Below are 17,545 nucleotides of genomic sequence, written 5' to 3'. Positions count from 1 at the left end.
TCTATTTGTGGGGATAAAATCTCAGAAAATTTCCCGAACGATGCCTGCCACCTTACAAGACCAATTCAATTATGTGGCTCGCTATGGGATTTCAAATTATACACTTCAAGCTGTGATACATTTAGGAAATAGGCTGGATGAGGTGAAATTGGCTCGAGCCGTAAGATTGTCCACTGACGCCGAGCCTGTACTGGGCTGCCTGCTCGTTGAAAGGGACGACAGTCCTTTCTGGCAACGCCTCGCTTATCCCGAAAAGATCTCATGGTGCAGGCTGGAAGAAACGCAGGACAGGAAAGAATCAATTATGAAATTCCTGCTGGAGCCTTTAAACATGGACCATGACCCACAGGTGCTAGCACTGCTGGTGCGATGTGGTCAGGAAGATACTCTATGTATCAAACTCAATCATGCCTGCTGCGACGGTCGGAGTGCCAAAGAATACCTTAAACTACTGGCCGGTATATATACTCAGCTTTGTATAGATTCTTCTTTTGAACCTGAACCGAACATACAAGGAAAAAGAGACCAGAGTGCTGTACTTGAGGCCCTGGGAATAACTGACCTCAAGTCTTTTTTCACTTCTGAAAGTGAAGAATCAGAGCCTACATGGGCTTTTCCCTGGCAACAATCTGTTGTAGAGTCAGAATCGATACGGTTCTCTATAAAATAGGGTCCTCTTAAACTCACTCTCAAACTAGAGGTTATTACTTATTTGTTCCATTAATTAAGGTTATTAGTAGTTCCCCTCAAAAAAGTACATTCAATTTTTCGTCTGAATTTTAATTAATGTCATAAAAAATCGTAAATTTTATTGAGAAGGATTTTTAATCCTTCTCTGGTGATTATTACGAAACCTCCACTTATACCACTAAATGAAGATTTCAAATGGCAATTGTTGTCCGAAATATTAAATGTTTTTGATTTGAGATTCTGTAAGCAAACTCTTACAAGGAGGGGCATTGTGCCCCTCCACAGATCAGTACCTACTATAAAAATTGTTCTTCTAAGCATGTTTTTTTCTTGTGAAATCTCTTATTCTATAAAGGAATTAAAAGAAAGAGAAAGCTTGAGAAACTTTTTAAAAATCAGTTTAGTACCAACTGAAAAGGAAGTTTATGGCATTCTTAGTAAGTATGAACCCCAAGAGTTTACTGCTTTTGTTTTTGAAATATTGAATGATTTATGCCCTAAGAGAAAAAAATGGATCAAGAGACATTATTATTGATAGTACTGACATAAACCTTAACCTGAACTGGCACGCTAAAAAGATTACCAAAGAAAGCCTAAAAAACAAAGAATACAAGTGGGGCCATTCAACCCATAGAGGTTTCTTCATTGGCATGAAACTTACTCTTGCACTTGATTCTCAAACATTAAAACCTTTAGCGTTTCTGATTAATGAAGCAAATGTAGCAGAACCTAAAATTTATCCTGAAATACTTAAAGAACTTAAAAGAAAGAGAATAATAAAAGCAGGTGACGTTATCTATGCTGATAGAGGGTACTATTCCTATGAAAACTACGTTATATCTGTAAGAAATTTTAAGGTAGTACCTTTAATTTTTCCAAGGAAAAACTGTAATTTTAAGAAACTTTTCAATATGTTTAGATATCCTCTGAAAATATTTGATTTAAGAAGAAATACTGAAAAAGAAATTAAATTCTACAAAGAAATAATTGCAAAGTTTAAAGAGTTAATAAGCAAATGGAAAGAACTCAGATCTGTAAGGTCAATCATAGAAGATGTATTCAAAATAGCGAAGAAAGCATATTCTATGGAGAATTTACACAGATATACAAGGAGTTCTGTCCAAAAGTACTGTTCTTTAGCTGTACTTTTAGTAGGGGTAACTGTAAATTACGGTATTAATGAAAGGAAGGAATTGCAAGCCTTCTCTGAATGAAGAAATTAAGAGGGGACTACTATAAAAAGAATATACCAACGAGATTTTCAAAGTATTTCGGCCTATGCAAAAACCCACGGGGCAACAATAAACGATGTTATCCTGACAGCTTTCTTTCGGGCGTTATTTAACATGATAAAACCTGGATCTGATTCTCCTATGGAAATACAGTTTACAGTGGATTTACGCCGTTATTTGCCGGAAGGAGAAAATATAGCTATTTCTAATTTATCTGGAATAGAAAGTTTGAAACTGTCTGAAATCAAGTGTGAACCTTTTGTTGCCACTCTGGAAAGAGTCATATCCATCATGAAAAGCATTAAAACTAGCTTTCCAGGAATAAAAAGCGCTTTTGCCTGTGAATTAATGTCCGGTATGGGTTTTCGGGAAGTTCTTAAGATGAACAAAAAAGAATGGGAAAGATCTCTAACAAGTGGAAGGTCTTCTCCTATGCTCACTAATTTAGGAGTTATCAGTCCTTACCCCCTTCTTTTTGGAGAAACAGTTATCAAAGACGCTTACTTGGTAACTCCGGCTTTCCATACCCCTGCTTTTATGCTTGGGATTTCAACCTACCAGGAAACACTTACTCTTACAGCAGGTTATTATGAACCTGCTATACGGAAAGAGAATGTAGATTGTTTGCTTGGCCTGGTTGCTGGTGAGCTGATTTCCTGCCATGACTCTTGAGAGTATGGCTGTCTTTATTGCTTTCCTGGCCCTTTACTTTCCTACCCATTTCTTTTATTTTTATTCCGTCCTTTTTCAATAATTACCTGTGCTTCCTCTTACTCAATATCACATACGAAGTCAGAAATCCGATAGCAGTCAAGAAAACACCAGGGTTCGGAACATCTTTCTTTTCGTTATCATTTTCGTTATCAAGCTCTAAGTTTATATTTGTTATATTTTCTTGTTTTTCTCCATCAGACAGATCACTTTTATTATTAACCTCATTTTCTTCATTTTTAGTTTGAGGGAATTCAATAGATCTGGTATTTATTTTAATACTTGAGATCGCAAAGGGAGAAAAGCCTGGAGTTTCTGCGGTAAAGTAGAAGTAAACTTCATCTTCTCTACTGAATGTTGTGGGCAGTGAGTTCCATACCCCCTCACTGTAGCGATAAAGAGTTACAGTATCTTTGCTGACTCCCTGTTCGGTAGTCCAGGCCCTGCTCACCCTGAAATTTATGCGGGCATTTTCAAAATTTTCCTGGCTTGAAAAGCCGCTATTCCCAACCCAAATATTTACGTTCCTGTAGACAATTCCGGGTGCAGGTTCCTTAACAATTGAGGATGTATTTTTTAGTATTTCTACAATAGCAGTTGTTTTTCCGAAATTCTTTTTCGGATCGAACTCCACGGTGACGATTTCATTTGCTTCGCCTTTAAAAGTAAAACATGTGTGAATGCCTTTGAAAACCTGTTCATTTGAAATTTCCTTCTGTTCGACATTCTTGGTTGATTCTGGAGAGCCTGCACCTCCCCCACCTCCTCCACTACTTCCTCCGTTACTTCCTCCGTTACTTCCTCCGTTACTTCCTCCGCTACTTCCTTCACTCCCCACATTTTCTCCAGAACTTGAAGATTTTTCGGTTACAGTTATATATCCTGCTTTTGTCCGGGTACTATTTCTATATGTACTATTTCCATACGTACTGTTAGTTGCCCTTAATATAACAGTGTAGGTGCCAGGACCCTCGTATGTGTAAACCGGATTCTTTTCATTTGAGTCAATATTCCCGTTTCCATCAAAGTCCCACTCCCAGGAATCAGGATTGAAGGTAGATAAATCCGTGAACTGGACCATCAGAGGAGCAGGTCCATGGAGAGGAGTTGCGGAAAAGTTGGCTTCAAGCGGCGAAGAAGTAACCATTATTTCAGAAAGTCCTTCCAATGGGGCAGCAGGAACAGAATAAGCAGAGATCCTACCCGAAAGTGTAAAGTTTCCAGGTTCGGAATTCGAAGGCACGGTCACATTATACACAATTGTCTTTTCTTCCCCTGCTGAAAGATTCTCAACCCAGATCCATTCCAAAGTTGATGCTTTGAATGTGCTGGTTTCCTGAAACACAGCCTCATTATTTTCCCACTGGCTTACACGCCACCCGTCAGGGAGATTTTCATCGAGCGTCAGGGATTCAAGATCCTGATCTGTAATTATATGTATGGTTACTGCAAAACTTTCGCCTGGGTTAACCGTTCCGGCAGAAATCTCCCTATTTGCTTCGACCCCTGCGGCTGAGGCAGGGAGGATTATCCAGGCAAACAAAATAATCAGAACGAAGCCTGAAATAATGCCTGAGAGTTTAATCCGGCTTTTATTCCTGAAAGCTTTGATGAAATTCATAAGAACGGATCCTTAATTCTTTTCCAGATTTTTTCGGTTACCCGATTCTCTGCCATATGATTCGTTTTTGAGCTTGTTTCTTTTCCAATTTATCTTCTAGCTCATTTCCTATTATTTACTTCTTTTTCAGGTATTTTCTAATACCAATTGACCCCTCACTTTATAAGATTATTGATTATGTAGTTGCATATATTATTTATAACTGTCTTCTGTCCTGTTGTTCTAAAGATCAAAAATAGAATTATTACAGTCTGTAGCTTTTGAAAAATGATACATCGGATAGGGAATATGACAGGAAGCTATTCAAAATCCTGAAGCCATATTTAAAGCCTTATAAAAAGCTATATTGAAAATCGATAGATAACTTCGAATATAACTGCAGTTAAAGCTAAATATAAATAAGAAAGTCACCAACTCTTTTTTCATGAAAATAAAGAAAAGTTACATCTGGCTGATTCTGGCATCAGGATTGATTTTAACTGCATCTGCAGCTTTCGTGTATCCTGATTTTACCTTCCATCCCGATTTTACAGCAAGTACGGCTCAAGCAACTCAAGCAGATAGATCTGAAACTGCAGTTAACGGAATAGAATCCAGTTCGAACATAGTTACCAGAGTACAAGCTTCAAACCCACTGGAGATTCTCACAGCAGGTGCTCAGGCAGTTGATTCCGGTACTGAAGTTACTGTTTACAATAATAACCTTGCCCTTGTAAAAGAAAAAAGGGAACTCGATCTTGATTCAGGAGTGAACAGGGTTGAATATAAGGACGTTGCTGCTCTTATTGATCCGACATCAGTAATGTTTGAGGATACGAAAAATAAGAATACTGTCGTACTGGAGCAGAATTATGAATACGACCTTATGAGCAGCCAGGAGCTTCTGGGGAAATTCCTGGATAAGGAAATCACTGTAACCGAAAAAGAAGGAGGTACATACACAGGGGTTCTCATGAGCTATGATGACAATAAGGGACTGGTGCTCAGGTTAAGTGACGGGAAAGTTGTAACTCTTTCCGAAATTTCGAAAGTGGAGTTTCCTGACTCTGCCGGGCTACTCACAAAACCCACTCTTATCTGGCAGGTCTACTCATCTACCACAGGCAAGAGGGATGTCCTCACTTCCTATCTTACAAATGGAATGAGCTGGAAAGCAAACTATATCGTAAAGACCAGTGCGGATGATAAGAAAGCCGATATCCAGGGTTGGGTTACTGTTAATAATGAAGCAGGAACAACCTATGAAAATGCCAAACTGAAACTGGTTGCAGGGGAAATTAACCGCGTAACTGCACCACAGGAAACACCTGTGAGAAAGGCGGTTGCAGAAGAAGGAGTTGCATATGACGAAGCCGTAGAGAGTTTCGTTGAGGAATCCTTCTTTGAATATCACCTATATACCCTTCAAAGGTCGGCTACCCTCAGGAATAATCAGGTAAAACAACTTTCCCTGCTCTCTGTCAATTCCGTGCCTGTAGAAAAGGAGCTTGTTTTTGATGTTTCGAAAAGCAGTAATGTCCAGGTTGCCCTGAGCTTCAACAATTCAAAAGAAAAAGGCCTTGGAATGCCTCTTCCTGCCGGGGTTCTGAGGGTATACAAAACTGACTCAGAAGGCCAGCTTCAGTTCCTCGGAGAAGACAGCATAAAACACACTCCAAAAGATGAAGAGATAAAAGTTGTTGTCGGAAACGCTTTTGATGTAACAGGCAAAAGAACCCAGAAAAATTACGATAAAATCAGCTCGAATGTCTGGAAAGAAAGTTACGAAACCGAAATCAAAAACCACAAATCTGAACCCCAGAAAGTAAAAATCGTAGAAAACTTCTACGGCGACTGGGAAATCATAAACACCTCTGACCCATACGAGAAAAAAGACGCCTATACCGCTGAATGGGAGATAACCGTACCCGCAAACAGCTCAAAGAAAGTTACCTACACCGTAGAACGCAGTTATTAATCCAAAAACGACAGAAAATTGTTAAAAGCGGGATTTACACTACCAAAGCCCGCAGAATATCCAATATAGAACCTATAATTGTGGAAAAAATAGAAAAACGGAAAAACAGAAATATCTATCCCATAAACCAGCCTCTGAGCTAGTTGAAAGACAATTTACTTGCCCATAATTAAGTCATATTAGCTCAACTAAGAATCTTCATTATAATTCAGCCCTCTTGAGCGAACGAAGTGAGCGAAAAGGGCACCGTCCTCCCGAGACGGGACTCGGGTGACAGGACTCGGGCAAAAAATATTATTACCATCGCTACAATTAACCCCTCAGATGATTATCGGTGTATTGGGGCCCGAAGGCTCATACTCGGAAAAAGCAGCACAAATCTGGACCCTGAGACATAGGCTAGATAATGTAAAAATTCAATACTTTGCAGACATAGAGGACGCATTTCTGGCTGTGATACAGGGAAAATCCGATCTCTCGATAGTTCCGATAGAAAACTCTATTGAAGGTTCGGTAGGCATTACTCTTGATTTACTTCTTGAGAATGGGGTTGAGATAGTTGGGGAGATTGTTGTCAAAATCGAGCACTGCCTGCTCTCGAAAGGCGGACCTGAGAAGATTAAGGTCGTTCTTTCACATCCTCAGGGGCTTGCCCAGTGCAGGCATTTTTTAAAAAAATATTTCCCTGAGGCTGAACTAAGGAGCACAGGCAGTACTTCCCATGCAGCAAGGCTTGCAGGAGAATTTGAAGAAATGGCAGCAATAGCTTCTCCTGAGGCTGCAGAGTGCTACAGGCTTAAGGTTCTTCTTCCAAATATACAGGACAGGAAAGAAAACTACACCCGCTTCATTGCTTTGCAAGCCGCAGGAAAAATCTCGGACGAGCAGGTTTTATGTTCCACAGAAGATAAAACGGGTAAACCTGAGAATTCCAGCCATTCAGCTTTTAAGACCTCTATTATAGTATATCTGGAAAAAGATAGGCCAGGGGCATTATACGAAATCCTCGGAGCTTTTGCAAAGAACAAGATTAACCTGACCAGGATCGAGTCCAGACCTTCTAAAAAAGAACTTGGGGATTATTACTTCTATATCGATTTTGAAGGGCACACAGGCGATGCACTCATTGAAAAAACCTTAAAAGACATAGAAAATAAAATCGATACGCTAAAAATACTGGGTTCCTATCCCGCTTTCAAAACTTAAGTGATCATAATTATTTCACTTTAAAATAAGTAAAAGGCCAGAAGCCGAATCCTGTGAATTTTGGCAATAAGGACATAAGGAAATCTAAATATATTCAAATTTGTAAATTTAAAGACAAAACCTGATAAAAATTGGATTGTTGTGCGAATCTAAAAAATTCATATTCAGGAACGTGTACTTTTATATACTATCTTTCTCTATTCTCTTCCTAGAATATCTTCTGATAGTATATTTGTATGTTCTGTGTTTACAGAATTCTTCCTTATAATAATCTACGATCACAGCCTTTTCCAGGCTGTAAAAGGGAGCGAGATGGCTCTGAGTATTGAAGAAATAGTAAACAAACACGAATTGGCTTTAAAGAAATATAGAGGACTCTATGCCTTTGCAGACCTGTTTGCAACTTATTTTGTCCTTTATGTCCTTTTCGTGCTTTTCAACATGAGAGATTTATTTTTAATGTTTAGCATCTTCGAACCTTATACCGGTGCAAAATACAGTATTTTGGGCTTTGGAGTTGTTTTTGAAACTCTGGGGCTTATTTTTCTGGCTTTTATCCTCTCCCTTATCCTTACAGCTATCAGGCATTACAGGGCTGAAAAGAAAGATGCAATTGCCCTTATAGAAAAGACGCACCCTGTACTCAAGGAGAGACTGAGGACTGCCTATGATAACCGCAATACGGACAACATTATTGTCCGGGACCTTATAGGCGGAGTCATAATCGATTCAAAACCCGTACAGTCATCTTCCTTTCTTGACAGAAGAAAACTTACAAAAAACCTGATTGTAATAGTTTTTGCAGTTACCATTCTCGCATATGTTGCCGGAACCGGATACCAGACAACTCTCAGCCCTACTGATCTTAACGGAGTAATCGACAAGCTTCCCTTAGTTTCGAATTCAAACTCTGACCTTTATCCTGTAGAAGAAAACGGCGGGACCTCGAATAACACCAGCCGGGAAAACATCTTCGGAAAGCCTGCCGTTGTTGTGGTGGAAGGTAAAGAGGTTGATCTGACGATTCCTCCAGGTACAGGTCAGGGTTTTACAAGCCAGGAAACAGGAGAGCAGACGAATGAGTCATTTACCCAATCAGGCCTGGTAAATCCCGAAGCAGAGGCTTCCCAGGCTTATTATGATAATTTACCTGAAGGATACAAGAACGTTATCCAGAGTTACTTTGAAGGACTTGCAGAAGAATAATTTGGAACATTTATATAAAGTTGGATTTATCTGAATTCAGGTTAATCGAAGGTTGTCTAAAAGCAGTTTTTGAATAACAGACAGTGTACTGGAGATACACTGCTCTGATATACTGCTGAAGGAGCAGGCAACATCCAGCAAAGGCGGGCTTCTTAAGCCTCTAAAAACAGAAACTGAAAGGGTGAAGTGGATATGAATGAAACTAATACCGATTCTGGTCAGGTTGCCATGACCTACCAGAACGCAGGCACAATTTTCAAAAGCTTTTTTGAAGATATTGGAAATGTTGTGGTGGGCCAGAATAGAGTAGTAGAGCAAATTGTGATGGCAATACTCTGTGAAGGGCATGCCCTTGTTGAGAGCAATCCAGGACTTGGAAAAACGCTTATGATCTCCACAGTGTCAAAGGCAATGAACCTGAAATTCAGCAGGATACAGTGTACTCCTGACCTCATGCCCTCGGACATTACAGGGACAAACGTTATTGAAGATCAGGACAACAAAAAAGAATTTAGGTTCCAGCCAGGGCCAGTCTTTGCAAACGTTGTTCTTGCGGATGAGATTAACAGGGCATCCCCTAAGACCCAGTCAGCCCTGCTGGAAGCTATGCAGGAAAAACAGGTAACAGTCGGAAACGATACCTTCATGCTTGACCGTCCCTTTTTCATTCTTGCCACCCAGAACCCCATAGAAATGGAAGGCACATATCCCCTGCCTGAAGCCCAGCTCGACCGTTTTCTCTTAAAAATCCTTGTAGATTATCCTTCCCATGAAGAAGAAATGGAAATAATAAACCGCTATACGAAATCTGAAGTCCCAAAAGTTTCCAGGACCCTTGATAAATCCACACTCCTCGATTTGCAGAAACTCACCAGGCAGGTCCCGATCTCTGAGGAACTCAAGCAGCATGTCCTTTCTATCGTGGGCATGACAAGAAAAAACAAAGAACATATTGAATATGGGGCTTCTCCACGAGCATCTATAGGCCTCATCCTTGCCGCAAAAGCCAGAGCCCTTATAGAAGGCAGGAACTTTGTAAGCAAAGAGGATATTAATTATATGGCATATCCGGTTCTCCGCCACAGGCTTATCCTGACCTTTGAAGCCGAAAGAAGCGGGATAACTCCTGATCAGGCTATTGAGGAGATTATCCAGAAGCTCAAATGAAACCTGAACCTGGGATTGCCAGACCAGGGAAGAAACTGTATAAGTTAAAATACCCCCGAAGGGTTCCCAAGTTCGGAATAAACCGGGCTTTTTATTGACGATCCAGAATGACTCGCACAAAACAAAACATTGAAACGGACTTTTTCAGGCAGCTTGACCGCTTTACCTTCTCTGTCCGGAAAAGGGTGTCTACCGTTTACGCCGGAAACCGTCCCTCCACCCGAAGCGGACACGGCATCGATACAATCGGGTTCAGGGAATATGATTTTAACGACAGCCTGAAAGATATCGATTGGAAAGCCTATGCGAGGACTGAGAAGCTCTATGTGCGGCAGTTTGAGGAAGAGAAAACCCTTACGACCCACATACTTCTGGACGCCAGTAAAAGTATGGACTACCCTGAAAAAGGGACTTCGAAATTCGAATATGCTGCCATGCTCGCTGCAGGCTATGCCTACATGGTAACAAAATATAATGATAGGTTTGCAATCTCAACCTTTACGCAGGAAATCGATATACACAAACCCAGCCGCGGGCGAAAAAACCTTTTACGTGCAATTGATAGGCTGGCAGAGCTTGAACTTTCCGGAGGCACTTCTATAGGGGAAGCTGTCATAAAGTACAGCCGGGAAATTAAGTCCAGATCCCTTGTAATCCTTATCTCGGACTTTCTTCAGGAACCCGAGGCAATAGAAACTGCAGTTTCCAGGTTATCTGACCACGACCTGATTTTGATCCAGGTACTAGACCCCACGGAAAAAATGCTTCCAATCCAGGGCAACAGCAAGCTTATAGACCTTGAAACCGGAGAAGAAGTCAGGACTTATGTTAGTGAGAAATTTAAAGAACGCTATCTTGAAAAGCTTGATGATCACAGCGCAAGAATTAAAAAAGCCTGTATGAAGACAGGGGCTGAATTCTATACTTTTACAACCGACACCCCTATTTTTGATGCTTTCTACTATACCATCAGGAGAAGGAGACGCTAAAAATGCCTTTTGAAAACCCCCTTGCTCTTATCGCTCTCCTGAGTGTAATCCCGCTTATTATTATTTACATGCTACGTCCCAGGCCGAAGGTATTTGCAATTCCTTCACTCATGTTTGTCCTTAAACTTGAGAGGGAAAGAAAACGGGTTTATGCCTCACTGACCAAAATTGTGCAGGACCCGCTTTTCCTGATCCAGCTCCTGATGCTTATTCTTCTTTCCATTGGCGCAGCAGGGTATTACTATACTTCACAGGAACCGCTGAGTGGAGAGCATACAGTGCTAGTCCTTGATACCTCTGCAAGTATGCAGGTTGATTCTCGCTTTGCTGATGCTGTTAAGATTGCTGATGGTTATGTGAGCAAGAAAGATAGCATAATCCTGGCTTCGGATACGCCTCTTCTTGCTCTTGATGGAGGCGACGCGTCCACTGCAAAGGATATTTTCAGTAAGGTTCAACCAGGGGCAGGCACTGCTGACCTGTCTGCAGCCATAACTACAGGTATGCGTCTTTTATCAAAGGAAGGAGGGGGAAGAATTATCGTTATTTCGGATTTCACGAATTCGAAAGGAGACGATCCTGTTAGTTCCAAAAACCTGGCTGAGTCTTACGGGATCTCAGTCAATTTCGTAAAAGTCGGAAAGCCTGCCGATAATATAGGAATCATCAACGGATGGATTGAAGCCGCAGACGGAAAATACGGCTACACAGGTGTAATTAAAAACTATAAAGATCAAGACGAGAAAGTTGAAATCGAGACCGGAAGTGGGACTTCAGAAAACTCAACGTCGTTTTCCCTTGACGTCCCGGCAAGAGGTACAAAACAGTTCACACTTGAAAACCTTGGGCCAGGGATTACAACAGTTCAGCTTAATGTAAAAGATAGTTTGTCTGTTGATAACAAAGCTTACATTTCCATTCCAGATACTTCAGAGCAACGTATACTCTTTGTCACCGACGATGGGAAACTGCCTTCGAGAACTGCACTTTCCTTGCTTCCGAACAGTAATCTCAGTGTCTTAAAAGCCGTGCCTTCTTCCATTGACAATTACACGCTTGTAGTGCTTGCGCAGAAAGAAACTCCAATTGCTAGTGATTCAGTAGAGACAATTGAAAATTATGTAAGAAACGGAGGTAATGCGGTTTTCATTGCAAGCGGCGCCTTAGCCCCCGAGAAAACCGAGGTTGGCCTGATTAAGATCTTGCCTGTAAAGCCTACCGGAATTGAGAATGAAACAAGCGGAAACGATCTTGGAGTTAAGGAAGTTCAGCAGAGCAGTATCACAAAGGACATTAGAAGCGATGAGATCTCAGTTCACACATACCTTAACGCAACTGAAAGAACCGGTTCGACAACTCTGGTAGCTCTCGAAAATGGAGTTCCTATCTTGAGTTACTGGCAGGTAGGTAAAGGGACCGTTTTCTATATGGGACTGGATGACGAACTCGGGGACAATGCCTGGAACAATTTCCATAACTTGCCTGAGTATCCTGTGTTCTGGATAAAACTTGTTGAATGGCTTGGAGGGACAGGTGATATTTCTGAATATAACCTGAATACAGGTACTTTGACGTCTCTTTCGAAGACTGAGGAAATTAAGACTCCCTCGAAAACTTTCACCTCAAACCAGCTTCTCTTTGATGAGGTGGGAATTTACGAAATTTCAGGAAAGAAAATTGCAGTCAACCTTTATAATGACAAGGAATCAAACACAACAGTTGATGCATCTGATGTTGTTCAGCGGGCGGTTGCGGATGATGAGTCCAAACTTGTAAGGGCTGATACTTATACAGTCAAAAATGACATTACTGATTACCTGATAGGAGTTATGTTCCTCCTCATGCTAGCTGAAATTATGATCGTGCGCCGGCGGGGTGAACTATGAATATATCCCTTGAACACCCGGAAATGCTTTTACTCATCATTCCTGTGACAATTGCCGGGTTCTATCTTCTGCGGAAGACAAAAACGAAGATTGTGGAATGGAGGATGCTTGTAGCTTTCCTCCTTGTACTCGCTTTGGCTGCTCCATTTACAACGGCTACACAGACTGTTAATGAAGACAACCCTTCACTTGTGCTAATTCAGGATAAGACCTCAAGTATGGAGCTTTTTTCTAATGAAACAGGTACTGACCTGTATAAAGCTCTTGCAGCTGATACCTCTACGACCTTAGTCCAGCTTACAGGCGATAAAACAAATCTTGGAGATGCTGTGACTCAGTACTCTGGCACTGGTAATCAGATTGTTCTTATTACTGACGGGAACAATAACTCCGGGAAGAGCCTTGTTGATGCTCTCGGATTTGCCAAAGAAACCAATACTTCAGTCTACCTTGTCGAGCCTGAACTCAAGACAAATGACCTCAGTGTAGAAATTCTTGGAGATAAGAGTGTAGTAGTGGATAACCCGAACGAATTTAAGATAATTGTCCGTCAGGCTTCAAATCAAAGTGTCAGCTATTCCTATGAAGCATATGTAGATGGGGAACTTTCCCAAAGTGGCGACGTTACTCAAAACTCAACGCAGTATAGTATTTCCCCCAATCTCAGGCACACTTTTAGCACTCTTGGTGCTCACAATATCAGTGTAAAAATTATTCCTTCCGGAGAAGATCTGAACAGTATTAATAATAAATTTTATAAATCTCTGTATGTAATTCCCAAACCAAAGCTCACCCTTGTTACCAGTGAGCCAAATTCACCCCTCACTCAAATCCTTAATAAACTTTACAACACCTCTGTTTCCACTACATATCCTGGAGCAAGTGCTCTGAATAGTAGCAAAGCTCTGGTACTTGATAACCAGTTCGCTGATAATCTTTCAGAAACTCAAGTAAAAGAAATTAGAAAGTATGTTACTAATGGGGGTGGACTGGTAGTTGTAGGAGGAGAAAGAGCATATAATTACGGCAATTATCTTAATTCCTCGTTTGAAAAAATCCTACCTGTGCTTTCAAAGCCTTCCGAATATAAGGGAGGTCGGAATCTCGTCCTTATCCTTGACGTTTCTCCCAGTACTGCAGCTCACAAAACCCAGGGAGATATTCTGGGAAATGCCATATATATTCTTCAGAACGAAAATCTCAAAGATGCAAATGCCGAAGTTATCGCATTTGGAAGCAAGGGATATGATGTTTCCGGAGGTTTTGTTTTCCTGGGGCTTGCTCAGAACCAGGCGACTCTTAAAGACAAGATTGAGCGACTGATTCCCGATGAGGAGAGCAAGACCTCCTTAGACGCGGGACTCAACATTTCAAAGGAAATGCTTACCGGCAAGGAAGGCGAACTTGATGCTGTTATCATTTCAGATGGAGCAATCGCGGATTCCTACGAGCCAAGCCTTCAGACTGCAAAAGAAATGCAAAAACTCGGTGTAAACCTGTACTTTATCCATATTCGTTCAGTAGCTCCTTCCCAGACTGACAAATCCAGAAATTATTATGCTGAGATGTTTATGAAGGAACTAGGGCTTGAAAATAACTATTTCCACATTAATATGAGTGAAAGGGCAAATATAGTCTTTGAGCCAACCGATAAGTCTCAGGAGAGAGAGAACGAAGAAGAAAAAGAGACAGAAGAAAATGCAACGTCTGATTATTCTCTCTATGCTTATTCTCCAAATAGCTTCATTACGAAAAATGTGAACCTTACTTCCAATATCACGGGATATAACGACGTGACTCCAAAAGCCGGGGCCGAACGTTTGGTTATAACTACTTCAAATGGAAAACCAGTACTTACCACATGGCGCTTCGGACTAGGAAGAGTTGCAGCTTTTACCACAGACAATGGAGAAGGGGACGGTTCTCGCTGGGCGACTAATGTTTATAACGGATCGAGTGCCAGACTAATTTCAAGTATGATCAATTGGGCAATAGCGAACCCGAGAGCTGAAGAAGGAACTGTTGTGGACAGCCCGGATACCTGGCTTGGCACTCCCTCCAACCTGACACTTACAATGTACGATGAAGGAATCCCGCAGCTAAAACTGGATGGTAATGCTCTGGACCTTGCTCTAACCGGAAAAAATACCTATGAGACAAATGTGAATCCGGATAATATTGGGATTCATGATATCTCAGGCTACCCACTTGCGGTAAATTATCAGCTTGAGTATCGGGATGTAGGTCTCAATGAGGATATAGAGCCTCTTGTCCTTGCGACTGGAGGGAAAATTTACAATGAAAAGGAGGCAAGAGCCCTTCTACTGAAAGATGCGCGGCAGAATTCAGTGAAACAATCTGATGAGCGGGTAAGCCTGAAAGTGTATGTACTACTTACTGCGCTTGTGCTTTATCTGGGAGAAATCCTTGCCAGGCGCATAAGGGAAATGAGAAAGCTCAAGAATGCGCAGGTTGAGACCTAAGCTGGAAAATAAGAGAAGTCAGAACATCAGAGCTCACAAGACTCTTTTAAGTTTTCAGGAAGCTCTCTCAAGTTTTCAGGAAGCCCTCTCACAGAACAATCTTTGAAAACCCTTAAATTAAAAAGTTTTCTTTAAGAATTCTTTAAATTAAAGGGTTTTCTTCAAGAATCCTTTAAATCTCAGCGCATTCTTTGAGAAATTCTTAAAATTATCACAAGTACGCTAGAAGATTCAGTGTGATCTGCCCGAAAAAGCCAGCGAAAACCGGCACTATAAGGTTATCATCAATTTTATTGACTGCAGTTTCCGTAAGGGTTGCAAGAAAAGCCATCACCAGGGAAACAATGGGGTTCCCGAGAATAAGCATCCCGATGAGGAAATCAATAATAAATTCCGAAGCTGAGCCTTCAATAGATTTATCATTTTTAAAGAGTTTTTGAAAGACTCGCCTCTTTCCGTAGAATTTTCCTATCAGAGCTGCAGACAGGTCCCCGAATGTGGCCATAAGGATTGCAGCGTAAGCGATTTCTCGGCTGAACAGGGATATTACTGAAATTGCTCCGAGCGCAAAGAAGATGTGCCCTCCGAAGCGGTCAACTTCACTTTTTCTGTACATGATAGAGAAAAAAGGTATTCGAATTCCATGCTCAACCCGGAAGTAGTCAAGAACGAGAACAACTACAAGAAACAGCATGAGCACCCAGAGGATGGTTTCTTTTCCATAAAATTTGTAGATAAGCACGATCAGGATTGAAACCAGATGAACACTTTTTCTCAAGATTTCAAGGAAAAATTCTCTGGACGGCATGGCAAAAAGACTTGTCAGGATCTAGTATAAAGTTATATCCATTTCAGTGTTGCTTTCGTTCTGTGCGTCCTGAACACTTCACAGATGCTTGTCGAAAAGTGGATATGAAAAATAAGTAGCAGAAAATCGAAATTCAATCAGGGTTCCAAAAAAGCAATTAATCGGAATAAACCAGGGCTCCAAAAAGCAATTTCAACCTGAATAAACCAGGATTCCAAAAAGCAATTAATCTGAATAAACCAGGATTTAAAAAAGCAATTTCAACCTGAATAAACCTGAAAAGTATAGGTTCAGAAGTCCAGTTAGGTTATTCAGACTGGACTCTGTCCTTTGAAACCCAAATATTACGAACCTTCATGTGCAGCGTCATAACCGGAATTAATCACGGTTTCCTGTATGCTTGAGTTCTTATCTATAACGATCTCGGGCCAGATCTTAACTCCGGAATGTATTGTTGAGTTACTTCCGATCAGTACTTTATGTCCGATAACGGTTCCATTTTCGAGGAAGCAGTGTTCTCCTATAATTGTTTCGTCTGACACCACTCCTCCTGAGAGATTGGAGTCCTTTCCTATAAACACATTATCAAAAAGATAAGATGAAAGGATCTTTGTATTGTTCTCTATAGTGCAGTTTGAGCCTATCACGCTGTAAGGCCCGATAAGGACATTATCACCTATAGTTGTGTTTTCTCCTATTACTATTGGCCCTACAAGGGAAGAATTCGAACCTATGCATACATTGTTTCCTATGGACAGAGGGCCCTTTATTCTTGCGTTCCGGGTTGTGAAATTCCCTTCGATTGTTGTTCCAGGAAGGGCATCGAGCATCCAGCGCTGCGCCTGCCTGTAGGCGGCCGAACTTCCTACGTCAGTCCATTTTCCCCGGACAAGTACACCATTGATTTTTTTGTCGGCTGCAAGCATGAAGGGGAAAAGGTCTTTTGCAAAGTCGTATTTCTTACCTTTAGGGATCCATTCAAATATAGAAGGGCTGCAAATATAAATTCCAGTGCTTGCGAGGTTGCTGAATATCTGGCCTGCTTTCGGTTTTTCCAGGAAGCGGTGGATCCGGTTGTTAATGTCCATGTCCGCAATTCCGAATTCTCTCGGGTCGTCAATCGAAAGAAGCCCTATGGTTACCGGAGCATCGTTTGCTTCATGGAAACGGTACATCTCCCTCAGGTCGAGGTTAAGTACATGATCTCCACCAAGCACGATAAACGGCTCGTCTTTCAGGTACTCTTCAGCATTTTTAACGCCGCCTGCAGTTCCGAGTTTTTCTTTCTCATACACATAGTCGATATGTACTCCAAACATGTGCCCGTCTCCGAGCTGCTCTTCTATGCGCTCTCCCATGTACCCTAGGGTCATGACTATTTCATTGAACCCTTCCCTTGAAAGATGCTCTATCAGATGTCGGACTGACGGCTTATTAAGAATCGGTATGCTGGGTTTAGGATGCTTGAAAGTTAGTGGCCTGAGCCTTGTCCCTGCCCCTCCGCACATGATACACGCTTTCATATTTTTCCCAAATGTCCTTATATGAATATATTATTAACGATTTTGTTGTCATAATCTCAAAGGTTA

The 17,545-nt window shown here is 41.3% G+C and carries 13 protein-coding genes and 1 pseudogene; 10 read left to right on the top strand and 4 right to left on the bottom strand.

Going from position 1 to position 17,545, the window contains the following annotated elements:
* The first annotated feature begins 7 nt into the window (after window positions 1-7).
* Window positions 8-670 carry a condensation domain-containing protein gene (locus MSBRW_RS15080; protein WP_052305882.1) on the top strand — a complete coding sequence of 221 codons (663 nt, stop codon included), beginning with the start codon at window positions 8-10 and terminating at the stop codon, window positions 668-670.
* 119 nt (window positions 671-789) lie between these two features.
* Here MSBRW_RS15080 and MSBRW_RS23610 read toward each other — a convergent pair whose 3' ends face one another.
* The gene (locus MSBRW_RS23610) at window positions 790-960 is read right to left on the bottom strand and encodes a hypothetical protein (RefSeq protein WP_230670188.1); all 171 of its coding nucleotides are present in this window, start codon (window positions 958-960) and stop codon (window positions 790-792) included.
* Here MSBRW_RS23610 and MSBRW_RS15070 point away from each other — a divergent pair.
* Together MSBRW_RS15070 and MSBRW_RS15065 are read left to right on the top strand one after the other, a co-directional pair.
* Window positions 893-1,904 (top strand): annotated as a pseudogene (locus tag MSBRW_RS15070) (transposase). The gene MSBRW_RS23610 and the pseudogene MSBRW_RS15070 overlap by 68 nt on opposite strands.
* A 132-nt stretch (window positions 1,905-2,036) precedes the next feature.
* Window positions 2,037-2,594, top strand: a complete 558-nt coding sequence (locus MSBRW_RS15065; RefSeq protein ID WP_052305883.1) for a hypothetical protein — start codon at window positions 2,037-2,039, stop codon at window positions 2,592-2,594.
* A gap of 82 nt (window positions 2,595-2,676) precedes the next feature.
* On the opposite strand, the gene MSBRW_RS15060 is transcribed toward MSBRW_RS15065, so the two are convergent.
* Window positions 2,677-4,254: a PGF-pre-PGF domain-containing protein gene (locus tag MSBRW_RS15060; RefSeq protein ID WP_011306913.1), complete on the bottom strand. Its 1,578-nt coding sequence runs from the start codon at window positions 4,252-4,254 to the stop codon at window positions 2,677-2,679.
* 424 nt (window positions 4,255-4,678) lie between these two features.
* Here MSBRW_RS15060 and MSBRW_RS15055 point away from each other — a divergent pair, with 424 nt between their 5' ends.
* From MSBRW_RS15055 to MSBRW_RS15025, 7 genes are all read left to right on the top strand, one after another.
* On the top strand, window positions 4,679-6,211 hold the full coding sequence (locus tag MSBRW_RS15055) for a DUF4139 domain-containing protein (RefSeq protein WP_011306914.1): 1,533 nt from the start codon (window positions 4,679-4,681) through the stop codon (window positions 6,209-6,211).
* A gap of 324 nt (window positions 6,212-6,535) precedes the next feature.
* On the top strand, window positions 6,536-7,417 hold the full coding sequence (pheA, locus tag MSBRW_RS15050; protein WP_048102761.1) for a prephenate dehydratase: 882 nt from the start codon (window positions 6,536-6,538) through the stop codon (window positions 7,415-7,417).
* 312 nt (window positions 7,418-7,729) lie between these two features.
* A complete protein-coding gene (locus MSBRW_RS15045) occupies window positions 7,730-8,623 on the top strand; it encodes an OadG family protein (protein WP_011306916.1) in 894 nt (297 codons plus the stop codon).
* A 192-nt stretch (window positions 8,624-8,815) separates the two neighbouring features.
* Window positions 8,816-9,790, top strand: a complete 975-nt coding sequence (locus MSBRW_RS15040; RefSeq protein ID WP_011306917.1) for an AAA family ATPase — start codon at window positions 8,816-8,818, stop codon at window positions 9,788-9,790.
* A 107-nt stretch (window positions 9,791-9,897) separates the two neighbouring features.
* Window positions 9,898-10,779 (top strand): DUF58 domain-containing protein, encoded by an 882-nt coding sequence (locus MSBRW_RS15035; RefSeq protein ID WP_011306918.1) that lies wholly within the window; start codon window positions 9,898-9,900, stop codon window positions 10,777-10,779.
* Window positions 10,780-10,781: 2 nt separating this feature from the next.
* Window positions 10,782-12,665, top strand: a complete 1,884-nt coding sequence (locus MSBRW_RS15030; RefSeq protein WP_011306919.1) for a vWA domain-containing protein — start codon at window positions 10,782-10,784, stop codon at window positions 12,663-12,665.
* On the top strand, window positions 12,662-15,148 hold the full coding sequence (locus MSBRW_RS15025; RefSeq protein WP_011306920.1) for a vWA domain-containing protein: 2,487 nt from the start codon (window positions 12,662-12,664) through the stop codon (window positions 15,146-15,148). Before MSBRW_RS15030 ends, MSBRW_RS15025 begins: the two co-directional genes overlap by 4 nt.
* 211 nt (window positions 15,149-15,359) lie before the next feature.
* Here the strand turns inward: MSBRW_RS15025 and MSBRW_RS15020 are convergent, their stop codons facing one another.
* Window positions 15,360-15,956 carry a CTP--2,3-di-O-geranylgeranyl-sn-glycero-1-phosphate cytidyltransferase gene (locus MSBRW_RS15020; protein ID WP_011306921.1) on the bottom strand — a complete coding sequence of 199 codons (597 nt, stop codon included), beginning with the start codon at window positions 15,954-15,956 and terminating at the stop codon, window positions 15,360-15,362.
* Between the two features lie 344 nt (window positions 15,957-16,300).
* The gene (locus MSBRW_RS15015) at window positions 16,301-17,479 is read right to left on the bottom strand and encodes a nucleotidyltransferase family protein (RefSeq protein ID WP_011306922.1); all 1,179 of its coding nucleotides are present in this window, start codon (window positions 17,477-17,479) and stop codon (window positions 16,301-16,303) included.
* Window positions 17,480-17,545: the final 66 nt, after the last annotated feature.

The sequence above is a fragment of the Methanosarcina barkeri str. Wiesmoor genome (genome assembly GCF_000969985.1).
Taxonomy (GTDB): Archaea; Halobacteriota; Methanosarcinia; order Methanosarcinales; family Methanosarcinaceae; genus Methanosarcina; species Methanosarcina barkeri_B.
This window is presented reverse-complemented; position numbering and strand designations above follow the sequence as displayed.

Excerpts from the sequence above, each read along its gene's own strand:
- MSBRW_RS23610 (WP_230670188.1), bottom strand. The coding sequence starts at position 960 with ATGCCCCTCCTTGTAAGAGTTTGCTTACAGAATCTCAAATCAAAAACA.
- MSBRW_RS15065 (WP_052305883.1), top strand. The coding sequence starts at position 2,037 with ATGATAAAACCTGGATCTGATTCTCCTATGGAAATACAGTTTACAGTG.
- MSBRW_RS15060 (WP_011306913.1), bottom strand. The coding sequence starts at position 4,254 with ATGAATTTCATCAAAGCTTTCAGGAATAAAAGCCGGATTAAACTCTCA.
- MSBRW_RS15055 (WP_011306914.1), top strand. The coding sequence starts at position 4,679 with ATGAAAATAAAGAAAAGTTACATCTGGCTGATTCTGGCATCAGGATTG.
- pheA (WP_048102761.1), top strand. The coding sequence starts at position 6,536 with ATGATTATCGGTGTATTGGGGCCCGAAGGCTCATACTCGGAAAAAGCA.
- MSBRW_RS15045 (WP_011306916.1), top strand. The coding sequence starts at position 7,730 with ATGGCTCTGAGTATTGAAGAAATAGTAAACAAACACGAATTGGCTTTA.
- MSBRW_RS15040 (WP_011306917.1), top strand. The coding sequence starts at position 8,816 with ATGAATGAAACTAATACCGATTCTGGTCAGGTTGCCATGACCTACCAG.
- MSBRW_RS15035 (WP_011306918.1), top strand. The coding sequence starts at position 9,898 with ATGACTCGCACAAAACAAAACATTGAAACGGACTTTTTCAGGCAGCTT.
- MSBRW_RS15030 (WP_011306919.1), top strand. The coding sequence starts at position 10,782 with ATGCCTTTTGAAAACCCCCTTGCTCTTATCGCTCTCCTGAGTGTAATC.
- MSBRW_RS15025 (WP_011306920.1), top strand. The coding sequence starts at position 12,662 with ATGAATATATCCCTTGAACACCCGGAAATGCTTTTACTCATCATTCCT.
- MSBRW_RS15020 (WP_011306921.1), bottom strand. The coding sequence starts at position 15,956 with ATGCCGTCCAGAGAATTTTTCCTTGAAATCTTGAGAAAAAGTGTTCAT.
- MSBRW_RS15015 (WP_011306922.1), bottom strand. The coding sequence starts at position 17,479 with ATGAAAGCGTGTATCATGTGCGGAGGGGCAGGGACAAGGCTCAGGCCA.